We start from the raw sequence: 20,988 nt of genomic DNA on the forward strand, positions 1-20,988 counted from the left end.
GGCCTCCGTGCAGGGCCCCGCGCCGAGCGTCAGCGCGGCGTGGGGGCACGGCCCTCCTGCAGGGTCCCGCCCCCGGCCCTCCTGCAGGGTCCCGCCCCCGGCCCCGTCCAGAGGCTCGCTGCGAGCTTTCGAGCAGTGAGGAGGACGGGGTCCTCTCAGAACTCGTCGGGGCACCACGGGGTGACCGGCCAGCGGAACGCGGTGGCCGCGAGCGTGACCGCGCCCGGGCTGACCTCGGTGACCCGGCCGGCCGCCTGCAGCGTCGCCAGCGAGACCCCGCCGAGGTAGGCGGCGCCCAGCGCCTCGACGTCGACGACCAGGTCGGGGTCGCGGTCGGTGCGGGCGCAGTGCCCGCCCGCCGGGTGGCCGGTCAGCCGCCAGCGGCCCTCGTTCCACGGGCAGAAGCGGTCGCGCACCTCGAGGACGAGGTCGATCGGCGCCGGGTAGCGGCGGGCGGCCAGGGCCCGGTCGACCTCGACCAGCCGCACCCACAGCCCGTCGAAGGGCTGCGCGTTGAGGGCCCGCGGGTTGGCCAGCAGGTGCCGGACGGGGTCGTCGGGCGACAGGAGCGGCGCCCGGACGGTCCGCACGAGGTCCACCGAGAGCAGCAGGCTCCACAGCGCGGCGTAGGCCGGCGTCGAGGAGGCGCGGACCTCCTCGACGGTGATCGTGCCCTCCGGCTCGCCGGCGTCGGTCCAGCCGGCCTTGAGCCGGAAGGCGGCGTACCCGCTGACCGTGCCGTCGGGCTCGGTGCACAGCGCGTACTGCCGCTGCATCGCGCCCTCGCGCCGGGAGGGGTCGTCGCGCACCTGGCGGTCCCACCAGCGGTCGTCGCGGGTCAGGTTGCCGGGCACCCAGCGCCGGAGCCGCTCGTGCACGGCCGGGGCGGCGGCCCGGTAGGCGGCGGCGTCGACCAGGTCCACCCGGCCCGCCCCGAGGTCGACGTCCGGGCGCAGCCGCAGCCGCTCGGTGCGCCCGTGCAGCCCGCCCTTCCAGGTGGCGGTGCCGTACCCGAACCGGCCGTAGATGGAGGCCTCCGACGCCCACAGCGCCGCGACCGGCTCGCGGCCGCGCATCCCGTCGAGCTGGCGGCGCATGATCCCGGTGAGCACGCCCCGGCGCCGGTGGGTGGGGGAGACGGTCACCCAGGTCACCCCGCCGCAGGGGACGACGGCGCCCGGCACGGTCAGCTCGCGGCTGTAGACCCCCGAGGTCGCGACCACCCGGTCGCCCTCCCACAGGGCCAGCGAGCGGTCCAGCTCCGCGTAGGGCGGGACGGCGTCGACGAACGAGGCGGGCCCCTCCTCGGCGAACACGGTGTGCATCGCGCGGGCGAACGCGGGCCACTCGTCGGCGGTCACGGGGCGGAGGTGGTCGGCGAGCTCGGTCACCTCCGCTGTCTACCGGGTGGGGACGACGGCCGGCGACCCGGTTACCGGTCGAGGGCCCGCGCCACGGCGTCGCGCACCGCACCGCGGAACGGCTCGCCGTGCCCGGGCAGCACCACGTCGGCGTCCAGCCGGGCGAGCGCCTCCAGCGCGGCGGCGGCCCCGGCCGGGTCGTGGTGGAACATCCGCGGCAGCAGCTGCGGGCCCGGGCGCGCCGAGGTCGGGTGCCCGGTGACCAGCGCGTCGCCGGTGAGGACGACGCCGGCCGCGGGCAGGTGCAGGGCGGTGTGGCCCGACGTGTGCCCGTGCGTCGGCACCGGCACCGGCGCCCCCGGCAGGTCCAGCGGTCCGCCCGGCGGGAACGGCACGACCGACGCCACCCGCACCTCCCGCGTCCCCCCGCGGCCCAGCGCGCGCACCGCCCAGGCGGCCACCCGCGGCCGCCACGCCTCCGCGAGCACGCGGGGCACCGTGACCTGCTCGAGGCGCTCCCGCCGGACGTGGGCCACCTCGACCGGGTCGGCGTGCACCGGGATGCCGTGCGCGGCCTGCAGCCGGGGCACCGCGCCCAGGTGGTCGGTGTGGGCGTGGGTGACCACCACGGCCCGGAGGTCCTCGGTGCGGTGGCCGGTGAGCGCGACCGAGCGCGCCACGTCGTCGGCGTCGCCCGGGTAGCCGGCGTCCACCAGCGTCAGGTCGGCCCCGTCCTCCAGCAGGTACCAGTTGACCAGGCCGCCGCGGACCCGGTGCACGCCGTCGGCGACCTGCACGACGTCGTCGGGGTGCAGGGCCACGATGGCCTCCTTCAGCCGCGCAGGTAGGCCAGGGTGGCCATGACCCGGCGGTGGTGGTCCTCGTCCTGGGCCAGGCCGAGCTTGGCGAAGATCCGCTGGGTGTGCTTCTCCACCGCGCCCTCGGTGACCACGAGGAGGCGGGCGATGGCGCTGTTGGAGTGGCCCTCGGCGATCATGCCCAGCACCTCGCGCTCGCGCGGGGTGAGCCGGCGGACCGGGTCGTCGGCGCGCCTCCGGGCGAACAGCTGGGCGACCACCTGCGGGTCCAGCGCGGTGCCGCCGGCGACGACGTCGGCCAGCGCCGCGACGAAGGAGTCGACGTCGGTCACCCGGTCCTTGAGCAGGTAGCCGACGCCGCCGCGGCCGTCGGCGAGCAGCTCGTCGGCGTAGGCGACCTCCACGTACTGGGAGAGCACGAGCACCGCCGTCCCCGGCACCGCCGCGCGCGCTTCGACCGCCGCGCGCAGGCCCTCGTCGGTGTGCGTGGGCGGCATGCGGACGTCGACCACGGCGACGTCCGGGCGGTGCTCGCGCACCGCCCGGACCAGGGAGGGCCCGTCGCCGACGGCGGCGACCACCTCGGAGCCCTCGTCCTCGAGCAGCCGGACCAGGCCCTCCCGCAGGAGCACCGAGTCGTCGGCGATCACGACCCGCACGGCACCTCCGCGACCAGCCGGGTGGGCCCGCCGGCGGGGGAGTCCACGGTCAGGACGCCGTCTACCGCGCGCAGCCGGTCGGCCAGGCCGGCCAGGCCGTGCCCGGGCGCGGCCACCGCGCCGCCGCGGCCGTCGTCCTCGACGACGACCCGCAGGGCCGGGCCGGCGGCGACCACGACGACCTGGCACGCGGTGGCGCCGCTGTGCTTGGCCACGTTGGCCAGCGCCTCGCTCACCACGAAGTACGCGGTGTTCTCCACGACCGGCGCCAGGCGCTCCTGCGGCAGGTCGACGGCCAGCTCGACCGGCACGGGGGAGCGGGCGGCGACGGCGGCCAGCGCCGCGGCCAGGCCGCGGTCGGCCAGGACCGGCGGGGCGATGCCGCGGGAGAGGGCGCGCAGCTCCTCCAGCGCCTCCTTGGCCAGGCCCGCCGCCTCGCCGAGCGTGGCCCGCGCGGCCTCGGGGTCGCGCTCGAGCTGCCGCTGGGCGCGGGAGAGGTCCATGCCCAGGCGCACGAGGTGCTGCTGCGGGCCGTCGTGGATGTCGCGCTCCAGCCGGCGCAGCGCCACCGCCTCGGCGGCGACGGCGGCGTCCCGCCCCCCGGCCAGCCGGCCGAGCTCGGCCTGCGTGGCGGCGCGGGAGGTCAGCAGCGCCCGGCCGACCTGGGCCTGCAGGACGGCGACGACCCGGACGGCGAGCGGCAGCAGCAGGGCGAAGACGACGCCGATGAGGGTGTAGAAGGCGATCCGCGCGCCGCGGCCGGTGTCGAGGCCCAGGAGCTGGAGCAGGTCCTGGTCGCCCTCGCTCTCGGGCAGCGCCCAGTCCCAGGCGCCGTAGGTCAGCCCGCCCAGGGCGCCGGCCCAGAAGGTCACCGTGACGACGAAGGCCAGGACCGCGAACGGGAACCGGACGACGGCGTGCAGCGCGTCCAGCCAGCACTGCGGGTCGCGCAGCGGCGTGGTGAGCCGGCGGACGCGGCCGCCGGTGGGGGTGGCGTACGCCGGCCGCGGCAGCGGGCGGCCCAGCACGGCCGGCAGCCAGGCCCGCTCGGCAGCGGCCAGGCCGCGGGCGGCCAGCAGCGTGGCCGCGAGGACGGCCACGCCCACCCACACGACGAGCAGCCCGGCGCCGGTGGCCAGCCCGGTGACGACGACGACGAAGGCGGCCACCCCCAGCGGGAAGGCGGCCAGCGAGTAGCCGGTGTCGAGCCCGAGCTGCCGCAGCCGCCCGCGGAGCGCGACGGCGGGCGGGGGCGTGGACACGGGAGGCCGGACGGCGGTGTCGGTGGTCATGCCGTCGAGCCTGCTGGCGGGACGGCGCGGGGCCGATCCCGCCAGCAGGCCGATCGGGTGTCGGGCTGGCCCGACGGGCAGGTGCTCATCTCGGCGGCGATGGTCCTGGCCCGCCCGGGCGGTGTCCAGCACCCGGGTCGCTACTGTCGGCCGCGAGCCGTGGCCCCCCGCCGCCGTCGTGCCACCGCGCGACCGGGAGCCCGGCCGGGGGAGGTCCCGTGCGCGCAACGTCCGTGCCGATCGTGCTCACCGTGCTGCTCGTCGGGAGCGGGTGCACCGGTTCGCCGGGGTCGGACGCCGACGCCCGGGAGTCCGCCGCGGTGACCACCGCCGAGCCGGACGCCGGCCTCACCCTCGTCGCCGACGAGGACCCGGTCGCGGCGGCCGTGTCGGCCAGCCGGGCGCTGTTCGACGGCGCCGGGGTGGTCGCGCTCGCCCGCGACGGTGACACCCCCGGCACGCTGCTGGCCGCCTCGGCCGCCGCGGGCCTCGGCGTCCCCCTGCTGCTGGAGCCCGGCGGCGGGGGCGGCGCCGCCGTCGCCGAGGAGCTGGAGCGGCTGGGCGCGGGCACCGTGCTCGCGGTCGGCGAGGCCGAGGGCCCGGCCGAGGACGGCCCCGCGGTGGTGCGCGTCCCGGCCGACCCCGCCGCGGTGGGCGAGGTCACCGGGCTGGACCTCGGCGACCCGCAGCAGGTCGCCGACGGCGAGGCCGCCGCGGCCGTCGCGGGCCTGGACCCGGAGGATCCCGTCGCCCTCGTCGCCGGCGGCACCGGGGAGGAGGAGGCCGCCGGGGAGGACCCGGGCACGCTGCCCGAGGTGGAGCGCGGCGAGCCGCTGGCCGACACCCTCGTGCTGGCCACCGGTGCGGACGACGAGCTGGCCGGCCTGGCCACCGCCCGGGCCGCGGGCGCGCAGGTGCAGCTCACCGACGGCGCCACCGACCCGCGGGCCTCGGAGGACCTCGTGGCGCTGATGGGCGAGGCGGACCCGGGCAGCGTCGTCGCCCTGGGTGCCGGGTTCGCCGCGGAGGACGGCCTGGACTGGAAGCTGCAGACCGCGGCCACCGGCACGCAGCTGCCCGCCGGCGGGCAGCTGCTGTTCCCGGAGCACTTCTTCGTCGCGCTCTACGGGCACCCGGGCACCGGCGCGCTCGGCGTCCTCGGCGAGCAGCCGCTGGACGCCGCGATCGAGCGGGCGCAGGCGCACGCGGCGCCGTACGAGCCGCTGGTCCAGGACGCCACCGTCGTCCCCTCCTTCGAGATCATCGCGACGGTGGCCTCGGAGTTCGCCGGCCCCGACGGGAACTACTCCACCGAGGTGCCCGCCGAGGAGCTGCGCCCGTGGGTGGAGGCCGCCGGCGAGGCCGGGCTCTACATCGTGATCGACCTGCAGCCGGGGCGCACCGACTTCGTCACCCAGGCCGAGCTCTACCGGTCGCTGCTGGAGATGCCGCACGTCGGCCTGGCCCTGGACCCGGAGTGGCGGCTGGGGCCGAACCAGGTGCACCTGACCCAGATCGGGCACGTCGACATCGAGGAGGTCAACCGGGTCGTGACCTGGCTGGCCGACCTCACCCGGGAGAACCAGCTGCCGCAGAAGCTGCTCGTGCTGCACCAGTTCCGGGTCGACATGATCCCGGACCGCGATCAGCTCGACATGTCGCGCGACGAGCTCGCGGTCATGGTGCACGCCGACGGCCAGGGCGGGCAGGGTGCCAAGCAGGACACCTGGCGGGTGCTGCACCAGACCGGCCCGGAGGACCTGTACTGGGGCTGGAAGAACTTCTACGACGAGGACCTGCCCATGCTGAGCCCGGAGGAGACCATCGCCCAGGTCGACCCGCGCCCGCAGCTGATCAGCTACCAGTAGGCCGCCGGGGCTCCCGTTCCGTCGGTCCCCTGTGGTGAGGTGACCGGGCCATTCACTCCTGCACCGTCTCCTGAGGAGGGCCCGTGACCACCGTCGTCGGCGAGGAGCTCGACCCGCGCCTGCTCGAGCACCGGCGCGAGCTGACCGGCTACTGCTACCGCATGCTCGGCTCGGCGTTCGACGCCGACGACGCGGTGCAGGAGACCATGGTCCGGGCCTGGCGCGGCCTGGCCGCCTTCGAGGGCCGCTCGGCGCTGCGCTCGTGGCTGTACCGCATCGCCACGAACGTCTGCCTCGACCAGCTCTCCGGCCGGCAGCGGCGCGCCCTGCCGATGGACCTCTCGGGGTCGCCGTGGAAGCCGGTGGAGGCCTCGCTGTCGGCCCGCCGGCCGGCCGAGGCCTGGGTCGAGCCGGTGCTCGACCGCCGGGTCGTCGCCGAGGACGCCGACCCCGCCGAGCAGGCCGTGCAGCGGGAGTCGGTGCGGCTGGCCTTCGTCGCCGCGCTGCAGCACCTGCCGCCGCGCCAGCGGGCGGTCCTGCTGCTGCGCGACGTGCTGCGCTGGAAGGCCGACGAGGTCGCCACGCTCCTGGAGACCACGGTGGCGTCGGTGAACAGCGCGCTGCAGCGGGCCCGGGCGACGCTGGCCGCGCTCGACGGGGAGCTGCAGACCCAGCCGCTGGACGACGACGCCCGCGACCTGCTCGACCGCTACGTCGACGCCTTCGAGCGCTACGACATCGACGCCTTCGTCGCCCTGCTGCACGAGGACGCGACCCAGCACATGCCGCCGTTCGAGATGTGGCTGCGCGGCCGCGACGACATCGGCGCCTGGATGCTGGGCCCCGGGGGCGGCTGCCGCGGCTCGAAGGTGCTGCTCACCGAGGCCAACGGCGCGCCGGCGGTGGCCCAGTGGCGCCCGTTGGAGGGAGGTGGTCACACGCCGTGGGCGCTGCACGTGCTCGAGGTGCGGGCGGGCCGGGTGGCCCACATCTCGAGCTTCCTCGACCTCGACAACGACCTGTTCGCCCGGCTCGGCCTGCCGGCGCACCCCCCGGCCTGACCGCGGACGCCGCCCCACCCTCCCGTCCGCCCCGGCAGGTGTCGTCCTGGTGACAGGACGCGGGGCGCGGGGGCGGTGCCGCGGTCGGCCGGCGGGGCGCCGCTAGCGTCCCGGCGCATGGCCCACCCCGTCCCGACCGACGACCGACTGGAGCGGTGGGAGCAGGCCGCCGAGTGGCCGCTCATCGCCGCCGCCGTCCTGTTCGTGGTCGCCTACGCGTGGCCGGTCATCGACCCCGACCTGGCCGCGCCGTGGCCCGAGGTGCTCACCGTGCTCACCTGGGCGACCTGGACGGTGTTCGCCGTCGACTACCTCGTCCGGCTGGGGCTGGCCCGCGACCGGGGGGCGTTCGTGCGGACCCACGTGGTGGACCTCGCGCTCGTCGTCCTGCCGCTGTTCCGCCCGCTGCGGCTGCTGCGCCTGGTGACCCTGCTCAACGTGCTCAACCGCAACGCCGGCCGGTCGCTGCGCGGGCGGGTGGCGGTGTACGTGGCGGGCGCGACGACGCTGGTGCTGTTCCTCGCCGCCGTCGCCGCCCTCGACGCCGAGCGCGACGCCCCGGACGCCAACATCACCGGCTTCCCTGACGCCGTCTGGTGGGCGTTCGCCACCGTGACCACCGTGGGCTACGGCGACCGCTTCCCGGTGACCCCGACCGGCCGCGCGATCGCGGTCGGGCTGATGCTCGCCGGCATCGCGCTGCTCGGCGTGGTGACCGCCGCGCTGGCGTCGTGGCTGGTCGAGCGGGTGGAGGAGGTCGAGGAGGAGTCGCAGGCGGCGACGCGGCGGGACGTGCACGCGCTGGCCGACGAGGTGGCCCGGCTGCGGGCCGAGCTGGCCCGGAGCCGGGCCCGTCCGGAGCGGGACAGCCGCTGACGCCGCGACCGCCGGTCAGCGGCCGCGGCGGGGGACGGCGGACGGGCCCCGGGTCAGGCCGTCGTGAAGGTCCACGTCACGGTGTCCGCGAGCGGGTTGCCGGCCAGGTCGGTGACCCCGTCGGCGCCGCCGGCGACCGTCGCGGTGTAGGTGGTGCCGGCCGACAGCGGAGCGCTCGGCGTGAGGATCCACCTCCGGCCCTCGGTCCCGCTCGGGGTCACCGTCGCGTCCACGGTGGAGCCGCCCGCGGTCAGCGTGACCGTGGCGGCAGTGACGTTCTGGACCGCCTCGCTGAAGGCCACCGTGACGGGCTGGGCCGGATCGACGCCGGTCGCGCCCGCGGCGGGGATCTGCAGGGTCACGCGCGGCGCCGGACCGGTCAGGAAGGTCCAGGAGACGGGGGCGAGGGCGGTGCCGGAGGCATCCGTGACGGCGCTCGTCGCCTGGACGGTGTACCGCGTGTCCGCGGCCAGGTTGGCGTCGGGGTTCAGGACCCACCGGGTGCCGGCCGAGTTGCTGCTCAACGCCGCGCTGACCGGCGCCCCGCCGGCCGGCGTCAGCGTGAGACCGGCATCGACCCCCATGACCCGCTCGCTGAACGTCACGACGACGTTGGTGGCGGCGCCGACGGCGACGGCGCCGTCGGCCGGGCTGGCGGCCGTGATCGTCGGGGCGGTGCCGTCGCCGGCCGCGGGGGCGGTGGTGAAGCTCCAGCTGGTGGCGGGCAGCGGGTTGCCGGCGGCGTCGGTGATGGCGGTGCTGAGGGTGGCGGTGTAGGTGGTGCCGGCGGTCAGGGCGGCGGCCGGCTGCAGGGTGGCCACGTTGCCGGTGCCGTCGTAGCTGACCGCGGCGGGCACGGTGGCGCCGCCGGTGGTGAGGGTGAAGGTGCCGGTGGTGACGTTCTGCACCGGCTCGCCGAAGGTGGCCGTGACCGGGGTGGTGGTGGGCACCCCGGTGGCGCCGTCGGCGGGGGTGGTGGCGGTGACCGCCGGCGGGGTGGTGTCGGCCGCGGGGGCGGTGGTGAAGCTCCAGCTGGTGGCGGGCAGCGGGTTGCCGGCGGCGTCGGTGATGGCGGTGCTGAGGGTGGCGGTGTAGGTGGTGCCGGCGGTCAGGGCGGCGGCCGGCTGCAGGGTGGCCACGTTGCCGGTGCCGTCGTAGCTGACCGCGGCGGGCACGGTGGTGCCGCCGGTGGTGAGGGTGAAGGTGCCGGTGGTGACGTTCTGCACCGGCTCGCCGAAGGTGGCCGTGACCGGGGTGGTGGTGGGCACCCCGGTGGCGCCGTCGGCGGGGTCGGTGGCGGTGACCGCCGGCGCCGTGCTGTCGGCGGACGCATCGGGGAAGATCGCGAAGTACGGGTACCTGTTCTGGCCGCCCACCCGGGAGCCGGCCGCGGTGAAGTCACCGCCGACGTACAGGCGGCTGCTGGTGCTGGCCATCGCCCAGACGCCCGGGTAGCTGGTCACGAACCGGGTGGAGAACGGGCCGAGCACCGCACGGTTCCCGCTCACGTCGAACTCGGCCACGAGCATCCGGGTCTGGCCGGCGACCGTGACGAAGTGACCGCCGATGTAGAGGGTCCTGCCGTCGGGCGACAGCGTCACCGCCTGGCTGTCCCCGTTGACGCCACCGGTCACCCGCAGGACGAAGGCGCCGGTGTTCTTGTCTACGGTGTACCCGGTCCCGGCGTTGCGGCCCACGGTGTACACCCGGTTGCCGCCGACCGTGAGGTCCCAGATCAGGTTGCAGCCGGTGCACGCGCGCGCCGGGGCCCAGCTGTCGAGGCTGTGCGAGGACAGCGTGACGGAGGCGAGCTGGTTGCGGGGCTGGCCGTCCACGGTGGTGAACCCGCCGCCGATGAAGAGCCGGGAGCCGTCGGTGCCCAGCGCGTACACGGTCCCGTTGGCGCTCGCGGTGAAGCTGCTGACCAGCGCCCCGGTGGTCGCGTCGACGGCGCCGAGCCCCTGCTGCGCCATCCCCCCGTGCTGGGTGAACGCGCCGCCGAAGTAGGCGGTGTTGCCGACCACGACGATGTCGCGGACGGTGCCACCGGCCGTCCCGCGGAACGTGTTGTCCACCGCGCCGGTGCCGGCGTGCACGGAGGCCAGCTTGCGGTGGGTGGTCCCGCCCACCGTCGTGAAGGCGCCGCCCAGGAGCAGGTGGCTGCCGTCGGTCGTCAGCGCCAGCGCGCGGACGTCGCCGTTGGCCGTGCCCCGCCAGATCAGCTGCCCGGTGTCGGCGGTGAGCGCCGCGACACCGCCGGTGAAGGAGCCGCCGACGTAGACCACGCCACCGGAGACGGCCACCGCGTGGACCCCGCCGTCCGGCACCCAGGCGGGGCCGACCGGTTCGGGGGAGTAGGCGGCCGACGCGGCCGGCGCCAGGCCGACCACGGTCACGAGGGCCGCCAGGACCACGATCAGGGCTCGGAGCGGTGCCCACCCGCGCCTGCGCGCACCGTCCCCCGCTCGTCCGCGCACTGTGGCCACCCTCCGTCGGAACGGGTCGGAGCCGTCGGTCGTCGTGCTGGCTGTGAGCCAGCTGGGAACGCCGGCGGCTCCGGGAGGGTAGGTACACCGACGGGCGCGGGACAAGGGCCGGCGGCCCGGCACCCGGATCCTCACCGGAGACCGCGCACCCCCGGACCGGACGGCGGCCAGGTGGTCCGGCGGGCGTCCGGGGAGGTCGGCAGGCGTGTCGGGCGCCGGACGGTGCGTGCCGGTCGCTCTCGCGCTCAGACCGGTGCGGTCGCCCGGATCTCGGTGCGGGCGGCGACGAAGCCGGCGACGACCTCGTGGACGCGGTCGCGGTCGTGCTCGTTGAGCACGTCGTGCAGGTCCCCGGGGAAGGTCACGACGCGCGCCTGCGGGAGCTGCGCGGCGCTCGCCCGGGAATCGGCGACGGGGACGACCGGGTCGTCCTCGCCGTGCACGAACAGGACCGGCAGGTCCGGCAGTCCCTGCGCCAGACCCGCGGCGGCCTCCGGCCACGCGCGGACCAGCGCCCGCAGCATCTCCGGCCGGAAGCCCCCGTGCCAGGTCAGCGGGTCGTGCAGCAGCGCGTGCACGTACCCGGGGTGGGTGCTGAAGACCTCGCTGGGGTCGACGTCGGCGACCTCCTCCTCCGGGCCGTCGGCGAGCACGGCCTCGACCCACTCCTGCCGGCGCAGGGGTGCCCCGGAGAGCACCAGCCCGTCGGCGGTGCCCGGGGAGCGCAGCGCGAGCAGGTAGGCGGCCAGGCCCCCGGCGGAGTGCCCGACGAGCACGACCGGCCGGCCGGGGTGCCGGTCACGGGCGAGGTCGGTCAGCTGCCGGGCGTCGTCGACCCAACCGTCCCAGTCGAGGACGGCGCGCTCGCCGTCGCTGCGGCCGTGTCCCATGGCGTCCAGGGCGTGCACCGCGGCGCCGTCGGCGACGAGCCGGCGCACCAGGGGGCCGTAGAGACCGAGGTGCTCGCCGTAGCCGTGCAGCAGGACGACCACGCGCTCGGCCGCGCCGTCGGGGAGCCAGGCCTCGTGGTGGACGCGGCCGTGGGATCCGGTGAAGAAGGGCATCGTCGTGCCTCCCGGGGAGTGGGCCGGCGGGTCGCCCGGCCCGGTGCCCCGAGCCTCGGGGGCACGGCTGTCGTCCCCCTGTCGTCGCGGTGCCGCGGACGGCCCCCCGGGCGGGGCGGCCGTGCCAGACTCCACCGGACCGACGTCGAGGTGGACGGCCATGCTGGTCCGCGTGCTCGGTCCGCTGGAGGTCGAGGTCGGGGCCGAGCGGATCACGATCCCGGGGGAGCGGTCCCGCGCGCTCCTCGTCGCCCTGGTGCTCGCGCCGGGTACCGCCGTCCCGACCTCCCGGCTGGTCGACGCGCTGTGGCCCGGCGCCCCGCCGGAGGACCCGGCCAACGCGCTGCACCAGGCGGTGCGGCGGCTGCGGACCGCGCTGGGCCCGCTCGGTGGCCTGGTGCGCAACCGGGCGCCGGGCTACGAGCTCGCGGTCGACCCGGCGGCCGTCGACGCCGAGCGCTTCGAGGCCGCGTGCCGCGAGGCGCGCCGGGTCGGCACGGCCGACCCGGCCGCCGCCGTCCGCCTGCTCGAGGAGGCCCTGGCCCTCTGGCGCGGGCCGGCCTACGGGGAGTTCGCCGACGGGCTCGCCCGTGCCGCCGCCGTCCGGCTGGAGGAGCTGCGGACGACGGCCTGTGAGGAGCGCGCGGACCGGCTGCTGGCCGCCGGGGCGGTGGCCGACGCGGTCGCCGCGGCCCGGGACCTGGTCGAGCGCGAGCCGCTGCGCTCGCGTCCGGTCGAGGTGCTTGTGCAGGCGCTGGCCGCCGACGGGCGGCCCGCCGAGGCGGTCGAGGCCTACCACCGGCACCGCCGGCTGGTGGCCGACGAGCTGGGCATGGACCCGTCGCCCGAGCTCGGCGAGCTCGCGACGCGCGTGCTCCGCGGCGGCACCCGGCGGCCGGTGCCGCGCGACCCCGGGCCGTCCCGGGCGCTGCCGTGGCGGCCCGACGCGCTGCTCGGGCGGGAGGAGGACCTCGCCCTCGTGCGCGCCTGCCTGCGGACCCAGCAGCTGGTCACCGTGGTCGGCCCGGGCGGGGTCGGCAAGACCCGCCTGGTGCTCGAGGTCGCGCACGAGCTGGCGGCCGGGGGGACGCGGGTGTGGTGGGTGGACCTGTCCACCGCGGACGCCGACCGCCTGGCCGACGTGGTCGCCGGTGCCCTGGGGACCGAGACGCCGCGCGGTCCGGACGCCGTCGGTGCGCTCGCCGCCACGCTGGGCGGGTTCCGCGGCGTCCTGTGCCTGGACAACGCCGAGACGGTCCTCGCGCCGCTGGCCCCCCTCGTGGAGCGCCTGCTCGCGACCGCGCCGGGCCTGACCCTGCTGGCGACCAGCCGGGAGCGGCTCGAGGTGGCCCGCGAGCACGTCCACCTGCTGGCCCCGCTGCCCCTGCCCTCCGGCGCCGACCGCGGCAACCCCGCCGTCCGGTTGTTCCTCGACCGCGCGCCCGGGCTGGAGGCCGGGCGGCTCCCGGACGACGACGTCGAGGTCGTCGCCCTGATCTGCCGCCGCCTCGACGGCCTCCCGCTGGCCATCGAGATCGGCGCCGCCCGCGCGCCCGCGCTGGGCCTGCACGGGTTCGCCGAGCGGCTGGACCGCGGGCTCGGGCTGCTCACCGGCGGCCGCCGGACGGCCGCGGAACGGCACCGCTCGGTGCGGGCGGTCGTGGACTGGTCCTTCGGGCTGCTCACCGACGAGGAGGCCCGGCTCCTCCTCCGGCTCGGCGTCTTCCCGGCGTCCTTCCCGCTGGACCGGGCCGAGGCCGTCTGCGGGGGCGACGGGGTGCCCGCGGAGGAGGTGGCCGGCCTGCTCGGCCGGCTGGTGGACAAGTCGCTGGTCCAGGCCGGCCGGGGCCGGTTCTGGCTGCTGGAGACCCTGCGCGCCTACGCGCGCGAGCGGTGCGACCCCGCGGAACGGGAGCTCCTCGCCCGGCGGCACGCGGAGGACGTCGCCGCCCGGCTGGCCGCGCTGGGCCCGCGGCTGGCCGGTCCCGACGAGGCGGAGGTCGCCGCCGCCGTCGCCGCGCTCGAACCGGACCTGCACGTCGCGTGGGCGCACGCCGTCCGGCACGACCGGGGGCTCGCGGTGCGGATGGCCGCCGACGTCATGGACTACGCCTACGTCCGCCAGCGGCTCGACCTGCTCGAGTGGGGGGCGACCGTGGCCGGGTGGGACGTCGAGCACCCCCGGCTGCCCGACGCCCTCGCGGCCGCCGCGGCCGCGGCCTGGGCGGTCGGCCGGATCGACGAGGCCGGCGAGCTCGCCCGCCGCGGCGTGGCGGCGGCCGGCGGTCCCGACACGCCGGCGGCGGGGCGGGCGGTCAACCAGTGCGCCTGCGTGGCGATGTTCCGCACGCGCGGCGAGGAGGCGGCCGGGCTGTTCCGCCTCCGGGCCCGGCTGCACCGGTCCGTCGGGGAGGACGTGATGGGCCTGCTCGGCGACCTCTCCGTCCACCAGGCGCTGACCTACGCCGGGCGGGCCGCCGAGGCGGTCGAGGCCCTCGGGCCCCTGCTGCAGGAGGCGCGGGAGCTCGGCAACCCCGGCGCCCTGTCCTGGGGGCACTACGTGCTGGGTGAGGCCCTGGCCGGGCTCGACCCGACCCGGGCGCTGGCCGCGTACGCCGCGTGCATCGAGCACGGGACGCCGGTGGACAACCGGCTCTACGTGGTGCTCGCGCGGAGCTCGGCGGTCGCCCTGGTGGCCGTGCACCAGTCGCCGCGCGAGGCGGTCGCCGAGTTCGAGCGGGTGCTGGGGGAGTGGGAGGAGATCGGCAGCGAGCTGTCCCAGTGGTGGGTGCTGCAGAACCTGGCGATCTGCCTGACCCGGGCCGGCGCCTGGGCCGACGCCGCGCTGCTGGCCGGGGCGGTCTCGGCCAACACCGACCGGTTCCCGGCCTTCGTGCGGGGGGACGACGGGCCCGCCCGGGCGGTCGACGAGCTGGCGCGCCACCTCCCGGCGGCCGAGCTGGCGGCGCTGCTGGACGAGGGGAGCCGGCTGCCGATCGCGGCCGCCGCGGCGCACGCCCGCGCCGCCATCCGGCGGGCCGCCTGACGCCGGACCGGCCACGGCACCCGCCGGCTCCTGGCAAGCCTGCACCCTTGACGGCGTTCCGCGGGAACGCCGAGTCTCCCGCTCCCGGCCCCGGGTCGCGGGAGGATGCCGTGGTGCCGAAGCGCGAACCGATCGACCGTGCGGCGCTGCGCCGTCACGCCCAGGTCGCCGTCCTCTCCGGCCTGGTCCGGGGGGACGACGTCGACGACCTCATGGCGGCGGTCGCGCCCAGCCACGTGCCCGGCCGGTTCAGCCCGGACGTCGCCCTGCTGGAGCTTGCCGCCACCGCGCTCGACCTCGCCTGCCCGGCCGGCGCCGAACCGCTCGGGTACGAGGGCCTGCGCGAGCGCCTCCTGCCGGAGGTGCCGTTCCGCGGCCGGGTCGAGCACCGCAACAGCCAATACGCCCTGTACGCCGTCGCCTGCATGCGCGGCGGCCTGCAGCCCGACCTGCTCGCCGACGCCGGCTGGTGGCAGGCGCCGCTGTGGCAGTACGCGGTCTTCGCCGTCGTCATCTACAGCCGGGCCGCGGCCGAGCGGCTGGCCGTGCCGGTGGCCGAGATCGCCCGGCGGACCGCCGCGCGGCATGCGGTCGAGCTGGAGGGGGTCTGACCTGCACCGGGCGTTGTCGGCCGGCCAGGAGACGTGAGCTCGGGCTGGATCGGACGCCGGTCACCGCGGTGTCGCCGCCGGCCGGGAAAGCCGTCGGTACCCGCAGTTGCGCCGTCCCGATGGCAGACCCGGCGCTCGGCCGCGAGCCGCCTGGAGTCGAGATGGAGTTCCGATACCGTCCCGGCACCTACTGGAGCACGTCGCGGGGGACAGCATGACCATGCCCGTACCACCACCAGCGCAGCCCGGCACGCAGCCCCCGGCGCAGCCGCGGACATGGCTCCGGTGGGCCATCCCGGTCGCCGCCCTGGTGGTGGGCATCGTGATCGGCGGCGCAGCAGGTGGTGGGGACCCGGCCAGCGACGGTGCGGGGATCGTCGCCGCTCGGTCCGAGGTGCGGGAGCTCGAGGAGCAGCTGGCGGCTGCCGAGGAGCGCGCGGATGCCGCGGAGGACCGAGCGGCTGCGGCGGACGCCGAGGCGCAGGTCGCATCGGCACCGGGCGTCACGCCGCCGCCCGCCCCGTCGTCCACGCCGGCCCCCTCGCCCGAGCCGACGCCAGCCCCCGCTCCGGCGCCCGCCCCCGCTCCGGCCCCGGCACCACCACCCGCTCCGGCCCCGGCGGCCGACCTGACGGCAGGTCAGAGGAACGCACTCGATAAGGCCCGGGAGTACCTGTCGTTCACCGCTTTCTCCCGCTCCGGCTTGATCGGGCAGCTGGAGTTCGAGGGCTTCTCGACCGCCGACGCCACCTGGGCCGTCGACCACGCGGCCGTGGACTGGAACGCGCAGGCAGCCGAGAAGGCCGAGGAGTACCTGTCGTTCACGTCCTTCTCCCGCTCCGGGCTCGTCGACCAGCTGGTCTTCGAGGGCTTCACCCGCGAGCAGGCCGAGCACGGGGTCACTGCAGCCGGGTTCTGATCGGTGCCTGGCCGTTCGACCTGCACCGGCTCCTCCCCGGCGGTCGGGCCCCGAGCGGCGTGCCGCAGGACCCTTGCGGGGAGCGGCCGACGTGCCCGAGGGTCGTGGCCGGCGTGCCCGGCTGATCGGTCGCGCCGGACGTCCGAGGGCTGCGTCGTGCGATCAGGTGGTGTGCGGGATGAACGGGAAGAGCTGCGCGTGCGACACGTCCGCCGACGTCCGCGTTCTCCTCGTCGACGACCACCCGCTGGCGCGCAGGACGCTGACGGACGTGCTGTCCGAGGAGGACGGCCTCACCGTCGTCGGTGAGTGCGAGGACGGCTCGCAGGTGGTGGAGGCCGCCGCGCGCCTGCGACCCGACGTCGTGTTCATGGACCTCTCGATGCCGGTGATGGACGGGCTGGCGGCGACGCGGGCGCTGCGCGCGGCCCGGCCCGAGACCCGGGTCATCGTGCTGACCGCGGAGGGCGGTGAGGCGCGGGCCGAGGCCGTCGTCGCCGGAGCGCACGCGCTGGTCCCGAAGGGCACCCGCCTCGGTCCGCTGCTGCGCTGCCTGCGCACGGTGGCCGAGGGGGGTTCGGACTGCCCCTACTGCCTGTGACCGGAGACGGCCGGGCCGATCGGCGGTCGACGGCCGGGCGGCGCGGAGCGGTCCGTGGTCTGATGCGCTCGTGGTCGGGCAGGACGAGCGGGCGCCGTTCGCGGGGGCGCTGGAACGGGCGCGGTCGGCCGCCTACCCCGCCGGGCAGTACGTGGGGCAGGAGAGCTTCGTGCTCGCCGACGAGGTCCGCCGCCTGGCGGGCTCCGCCGGGATCGGCCCCGGCACCGCGGTGCTCGACCTGTGCTGCGGGGTCGCCGGGCCCGGCCGGCTGATCGCGGCGGAGACCGGCTGCGGCTACCTCGGCGTGGACCGCTCGGCCGCAGCGCTCCGCATCGCCCGCCGGCTGGCCGGCGACCTGCCCTGCCGCTTCGTGCAGGGGGACGTGCCACCGCTGCCCGACGGCCGGTTCGACGTCGTGCTTTTGCTGGAGACCCTGCTCGCCTTCCCCGACAAGGCGGCGCTGCTGCACGCGGTGGCCGGCGCGCTGGCGCCCGGTGGCCGCTTCGCCTGCACCGTCGAGGAGGGGCGCCCGCTCGACGCCGTGGAGCGGCGGCGGATGGCCGACGCCGACACCGTCTGGCCCGTCGAGCTGCCCCGGCTCGCGGCCCTGCTCGACGCGGCCGGGCTGGCGGTGACCTGGCAGGAGGAGTGCACGGCCGCCCACCACGGGACGGCGGCGGCGCTGCTGGGCGCCTACCGCGCCGAGGAGGCCGGCATCGCCGCCCGGGTCGGGCCGCGGGCCGCGGCCGAGCTGGTCGCCGCGCACGAGCTGTGGGTGACCTGGCTCGGGACCGGCCGGGTGCGCAAGTTCGCCCTGGTGGCCGAGAAGCGGTGACCTACCCCTACACGCGCTACCTCGCCGCCAAGCGCACCGTGGACGACCGCGCCCTCAACCGCCGGGTGCTCGACGACCTCCGCGAGCTGGTGCCCGCGCACCGGCCGCGGGTGCTCGAGGTCGGCGCGGGGCTCGGCACCATGGTCGCCCGCCTGGTGGAGTGGCGGGTCCTCGACGCCGGGGAGTACACCCTCCTGGACGTCGACCGGCAGCTGCTGCAGGACTCCCGCGCCTGGCTCACCGCGTGGGCGGGGGGCCGCGGTCTGCCGGTCGACCCGCAGCCGGACGGGCTGCTCCTCGGCGACCTGCGGGTGCGGCTGGTCGAGGCCGAGCTCGGGGCCCACCTCGACGCCGGTCGCGGCGACCCGGTGGACGTCCTGGTCGCCCACGCGGTGCTGGACGTGGTGGACGTCCCCGCCGTCCTGCCCGGGTTGCTGCGGCTGCTGGCCCCGGGCGGCGCCTACTGGTTCACCGTCACCTTCGACGGCGACACCATCTTCGCGCCGGACCACCCGGCCGACGACGACATGCTGGGGGCCTACCACGCGAGCATGGACGACCGCGTCCGGTACGGCCGGCCCGCCGGGGAGAGCCGGGCCGGGCGGCACCTGTTCCACCGGCTGCGCGACGCGGGGGCCCCGGTGCTGTCCTCGGGCTCGTCGGACTGGGTGGTGCACGCCGGCCCGGACGGGCGCTACCCGGGTGACGAGGCGTGGTTCCTGGACTTCGTCCTCGGCACGGTCGGGACCGCCCTGGCCGGCCGCGTGCCGCCGGCCACCCTCGCCGACTGGCTGGCCGCCCGCCGCCGCCAGCTGGCCGACGGCGACCTGGTCTACATCGCCCACCAGCTCGACGTCCTCGGCCGGGCGCCCGGCGCAGCCCCGGTCTGACCCCGCCCGACTCGGGAGAGCAGCGCGGACACCGCCTGCAGCCGGACGCGGACGCTGCGGAGCCGACGCGTCGACCAGGGGTGGCCCGACCAGGCCCCGGGACGGGCGCTGGATCGGTCGGGCGCGATTCACTCAGCCTGGTGTTCACTGCACGTCAGATCTCAAGACACCTGCGATTCACTGCATCCGAGGTCCGAGGCACCCGAGAAGACCTGGGTACCTGGGAAGACCGAAGCACCTGAGGTCCGAGGCACCTGACCGGTGCGGCGAGGGGGGCGCGGTGGGCACGGTCCGGCGACCGGTGGGAACCGCCGTGCTCGCCGTGCCCGCCCTGCTCGGTGCCCTGGCCGCGACCGCCGGCCTGCCCCCGGCCGGCTGGGTGGTCGGGCTGGCCGCCGGGTGGGGTGCCACCGCGCTGATGGCCGCCGCCCGGGTGCGCGGCGGGGAGGGGCTGCTGCCGGCCGACCTGGTCACCCTGGCCCGCGCGCTGCTGGCCGCCGGCGTCGCCGCCCTCGTCGTCCCCGCCGCCGACCGGCCGCTGCCGGTGATCGCGGTGGTCGTGCTCGCCTCCGTGGCGCTCGCCCTGGACGCCGTGGACGGCCGGGTGGCGCGCCGCACCCGCACCGCGACGCCGCTGGGCGGCCGCTTCGACGGCGAGGTCGACGCCTTCCTGATCCTGGTGCTCAGCGTCGCGGTGGCGCGCGAGCACGGTGGCTGGGTGCTGGCCATCGGCGCCGCCCGCTACGCGTTCCTGGTCGCCGGGTGGGTGCTGCCCTGGCTGGCCGCCCCGCTGCCGTTCCGGTACTGGCGCAAGGTCGTCGCCGCCGTGCAGGGCGTCGTGCTCACCGTCGCGGTCTCCGGGGTGCTGCCCGGCGCGCTGCCCACGGCCGCGCTGGCCGTCGCCCTGCTGCTGCTGGCCGAGTCCTTCGGCCGTGACGTCGTCCGGCTCTACCGGGACGGCGCCGGCGAGGGCACCCGCCGGGCGCTGCGGTGGGCGCTCAGCGCGGCCGCGGTCGCGGTGCTCTGGGCCGTCCTCGTCGCCCCCGACCGGCTGGACCTGCTGCACCCGGCCGCGTTCGCCCGCGTCCCCGTCGAGGGGCTGGCCCTCGTGGCGGTCGGGCTGCTGCTGCCGCCCCCGTTGCGCCGCGCGGCCGCGCCGGCGGTCGGCGCCGTGTGCGGCCTGCTCGCCGTCGCCAAGCTCCTCGACATGGGGTTCCGCTCCCAGCTCGGCCGGCGGTTCGACCCGCTGCTCGACTGGGGCAGCTTCGGGCCGGCGATCGGCGTCCTGCGCGACTCGGTCGGGGACGCCGCCACGAACGGCCTGCTGGCCCTGGTCGGCCTCGCCGTCGTGCTGCTGGTCGCGGTCGTCACCGCGTCGGCGGTGCGGGTCAGCCGGGTGACCGCCCGCCACCGGCGGCGCTCGGCCCGTGCGCTCGCCGCCCTGGGCACGGCGTGGGCGGTGAGCGCGGCGCTGTCGCTGCAGCTCGTGCCCGGCGCCCCGGTCGCCTCGGCGAGCACCGCCGGGCTGGTCGCGGCGCAGGTGCGCGACGTCGCGGCGTCGGTGCGCGAGCAGCGGGAGCTGGAGGCGGCGCTGCGCAGCGACGAGCTCGTGTCCCGGTCGGGCGGGGAGCTGCTCGCCGGGCTGCGCGGCAGGGACGTCCTCATCGTCTTCGTGGAGAGCTACGGGGAGGTCGCCCTCCGGGGCGGCTCGTTCTCCGCCGGCGTCCAGGCCGTGCTGCACGAGGGCACCGAGGCGCTGGCCCGGGACGGCTGGACCGCGCGCAGCGCGCTGCTCGACTCACCCACCTTCGGCGGGGTCAGCTGGCTGGCCCACGCGACCCTGCACTCCGGGCTGTGGATCGACGACCAGCAGAGCTACGACCGGCTCCTGGCCAGCGACCGGTTCACCCTGGCCGCCGCCTTCGGCCAGGCGGGCTGGCGCACCGTCGCCGCCATCCCCGCGAACGACCGGGACTGGCCGGAGGGGAAGGCCTTCTACGGCTGGGACGAGATCTACGACCGGCGGACCGTCGGCTACCAGGGCCCGGGGTTCAGCTACGCCCCGATGCCGGACCAGTACACCCTGGCCGCCTTCCAGCGGCTGGAGCTGGGCCCCGGGCACGGCCCGGTCATGGCCGAGATCGACCTCGTCTCCTCGCACCACCCGTGGACGCCGCTGCCGACCCCCGTGCCCTGGGAGGAGGTCGGCGACGGCTCGGTCTTCGACCCCGTGCCGGCGCAGGGCCTGTCGGTCGAGGAGGCCTGGCGCGACCCCGCGGTGGTCCGCTCGCTCTACGGCCAGTCGGTCGAGTACTCCCTGGAGGTCGTGCTCTCGTGGCTCACCACGCAGGTCGAGGGCGACCCCGTCGTCGTCCTGCTGGGCGACCACCAGCCCGTTCCCGTCGTCAGCGGCCCCGACGCCGGCACCCACGTCCCGGTCTCGCTCATCACCCGCGACCCCGCGGTGCTCGCCCGCACCGCCGGCTGGGGGTGGGCGGACGGCCTGGTGCCGCCCGCCGACGCCCCGCGGTGGCCCATGGACTCCTTCCGCGACCGGTTCCTCGACGCGTTCGAGGCGCCGTGACCGGCCGGCGCGCACCC

General features: G+C 77.2%; 16 protein-coding genes. 10 read left to right on the forward strand and 6 right to left on the reverse strand.

From position 1 onward, the window contains the following. Positions 1-155: 155 nt before the first annotated feature. From D0Z06_RS19035 to D0Z06_RS19050, 4 genes are read right to left on the reverse strand one after another with little or no spacing between them, the layout of a single operon-like run. Entirely contained in the window at positions 156-1,391 is a 1,236-nt protein-coding gene (locus D0Z06_RS19035) for a GNAT family N-acetyltransferase (protein WP_117379121.1), read from the reverse strand. Between the two features lie 41 nt (positions 1,392-1,432). Further along, on the reverse strand, positions 1,433-2,182 hold the full coding sequence (locus D0Z06_RS19040; protein ID WP_233517809.1) for an MBL fold metallo-hydrolase: 750 nt from the start codon (positions 2,180-2,182) through the stop codon (positions 1,433-1,435). A gap of 11 nt (positions 2,183-2,193) precedes the next feature. Then, a complete protein-coding gene (locus D0Z06_RS19045; protein WP_117379122.1) occupies positions 2,194-2,838 on the reverse strand; it encodes a response regulator in 645 nt (214 codons plus the stop codon). Further along, a complete protein-coding gene (locus D0Z06_RS19050) occupies positions 2,826-4,130 on the reverse strand; it encodes a sensor histidine kinase (protein WP_117379123.1) in 1,305 nt (434 codons plus the stop codon). Before D0Z06_RS19050 ends, D0Z06_RS19045 begins: the two co-directional genes overlap by 13 nt. Before the next feature lie 218 nt (positions 4,131-4,348). Here D0Z06_RS19050 and D0Z06_RS19055 point away from each other — a divergent pair, with 218 nt between their 5' ends. From D0Z06_RS19055 to D0Z06_RS19065, 3 genes are all read left to right on the forward strand, one after another. Beyond that, the gene (locus tag D0Z06_RS19055) at positions 4,349-5,998 is read left to right on the forward strand and encodes a hypothetical protein (RefSeq protein ID WP_117379124.1); all 1,650 of its coding nucleotides are present in this window, start codon (positions 4,349-4,351) and stop codon (positions 5,996-5,998) included. 83 nt (positions 5,999-6,081) lie between these two features. Beyond that, positions 6,082-7,059 carry a sigma-70 family RNA polymerase sigma factor gene (locus D0Z06_RS19060; RefSeq protein WP_117379125.1) on the forward strand — a complete coding sequence of 326 codons (978 nt, stop codon included), beginning with the start codon at positions 6,082-6,084 and terminating at the stop codon, positions 7,057-7,059. Positions 7,060-7,176: 117 nt separating this feature from the next. Continuing rightward, a complete protein-coding gene (locus tag D0Z06_RS19065) occupies positions 7,177-7,935 on the forward strand; it encodes a potassium channel family protein (RefSeq protein WP_117379126.1) in 759 nt (252 codons plus the stop codon). A 53-nt stretch (positions 7,936-7,988) separates the two neighbouring features. On the opposite strand, the gene D0Z06_RS19070 is transcribed toward D0Z06_RS19065, so the two are convergent. Both D0Z06_RS19070 and D0Z06_RS19075 read right to left on the reverse strand, forming a co-directional pair. After that, entirely contained in the window at positions 7,989-10,349 is a 2,361-nt protein-coding gene (locus D0Z06_RS19070; RefSeq protein ID WP_158580037.1) for an Ig-like domain-containing domain, read from the reverse strand. A gap of 317 nt (positions 10,350-10,666) precedes the next feature. Beyond that, positions 10,667-11,485 carry an alpha/beta fold hydrolase gene (locus D0Z06_RS19075; RefSeq protein ID WP_158580038.1) on the reverse strand — a complete coding sequence of 273 codons (819 nt, stop codon included), beginning with the start codon at positions 11,483-11,485 and terminating at the stop codon, positions 10,667-10,669. Positions 11,486-11,645: 160 nt separating this feature from the next. On the opposite strand from D0Z06_RS19075, the gene D0Z06_RS19080 reads away from it, so the two are divergent. From D0Z06_RS19080 to D0Z06_RS19110, 7 genes are all read left to right on the forward strand, one after another. Beyond that, positions 11,646-14,531, forward strand: coding sequence for a BTAD domain-containing putative transcriptional regulator (locus tag D0Z06_RS19080; protein WP_117379129.1), 2,886 nt, complete (start codon positions 11,646-11,648; stop codon positions 14,529-14,531). Between the two features lie 113 nt (positions 14,532-14,644). Beyond that, positions 14,645-15,142 carry a hypothetical protein gene (locus tag D0Z06_RS19085; protein WP_117379162.1) on the forward strand — a complete coding sequence of 166 codons (498 nt, stop codon included), beginning with the start codon at positions 14,645-14,647 and terminating at the stop codon, positions 15,140-15,142. Positions 15,143-15,356: 214 nt separating this feature from the next. Continuing rightward, positions 15,357-16,061 (forward strand): Ltp family lipoprotein, encoded by a 705-nt coding sequence (locus D0Z06_RS19090; RefSeq protein WP_117379130.1) that lies wholly within the window; start codon positions 15,357-15,359, stop codon positions 16,059-16,061. A 178-nt stretch (positions 16,062-16,239) separates the two neighbouring features. Further along, complete coding sequence (locus tag D0Z06_RS19095; protein ID WP_117379131.1) at positions 16,240-16,662, forward strand: response regulator; 423 nt, start codon at positions 16,240-16,242, stop codon at positions 16,660-16,662. Between the two features lie 70 nt (positions 16,663-16,732). Next, a complete protein-coding gene (locus D0Z06_RS19100; protein ID WP_199522419.1) occupies positions 16,733-17,497 on the forward strand; it encodes a class I SAM-dependent methyltransferase in 765 nt (254 codons plus the stop codon). Next, positions 17,494-18,387: a class I SAM-dependent methyltransferase gene (locus D0Z06_RS19105; protein ID WP_117379132.1), complete on the forward strand. Its 894-nt coding sequence runs from the start codon at positions 17,494-17,496 to the stop codon at positions 18,385-18,387. The genes D0Z06_RS19100 and D0Z06_RS19105 overlap by 4 nt, the downstream gene beginning before the upstream one ends. Before the next feature lie 301 nt (positions 18,388-18,688). After that, a complete protein-coding gene (locus tag D0Z06_RS19110) occupies positions 18,689-20,971 on the forward strand; it encodes a CDP-alcohol phosphatidyltransferase family protein (RefSeq protein WP_147332084.1) in 2,283 nt (760 codons plus the stop codon). Positions 20,972-20,988: the final 17 nt, after the last annotated feature.

This window comes from Geodermatophilus marinus, from assembly GCF_003428645.1.
In the GTDB taxonomy this organism is placed as follows: domain Bacteria; phylum Actinomycetota; class Actinomycetes; order Mycobacteriales; family Geodermatophilaceae; genus Geodermatophilus.

What these genes read in the sequence shown, in the direction of transcription:
- D0Z06_RS19050 (WP_117379123.1), bottom strand. Translation starts at nt 4,130, where the DNA reads ATGACCACCGACACCGCCGTCCGGCCTCCCGTGTCCACGCCCCCGCCC.
- D0Z06_RS19065 (WP_117379126.1), top strand. Translation starts at nt 7,177, where the DNA reads ATGGCCCACCCCGTCCCGACCGACGACCGACTGGAGCGGTGGGAGCAG.
- D0Z06_RS19075 (WP_158580038.1), bottom strand. Translation starts at nt 11,485, where the DNA reads ATGCCCTTCTTCACCGGATCCCACGGCCGCGTCCACCACGAGGCCTGG.
- D0Z06_RS19080 (WP_117379129.1), top strand. Translation starts at nt 11,646, where the DNA reads ATGCTGGTCCGCGTGCTCGGTCCGCTGGAGGTCGAGGTCGGGGCCGAG.
- D0Z06_RS19090 (WP_117379130.1), top strand. Translation starts at nt 15,357, where the DNA reads ATGACCATGCCCGTACCACCACCAGCGCAGCCCGGCACGCAGCCCCCG.
- D0Z06_RS19095 (WP_117379131.1), top strand. Translation starts at nt 16,240, where the DNA reads ATGAACGGGAAGAGCTGCGCGTGCGACACGTCCGCCGACGTCCGCGTT.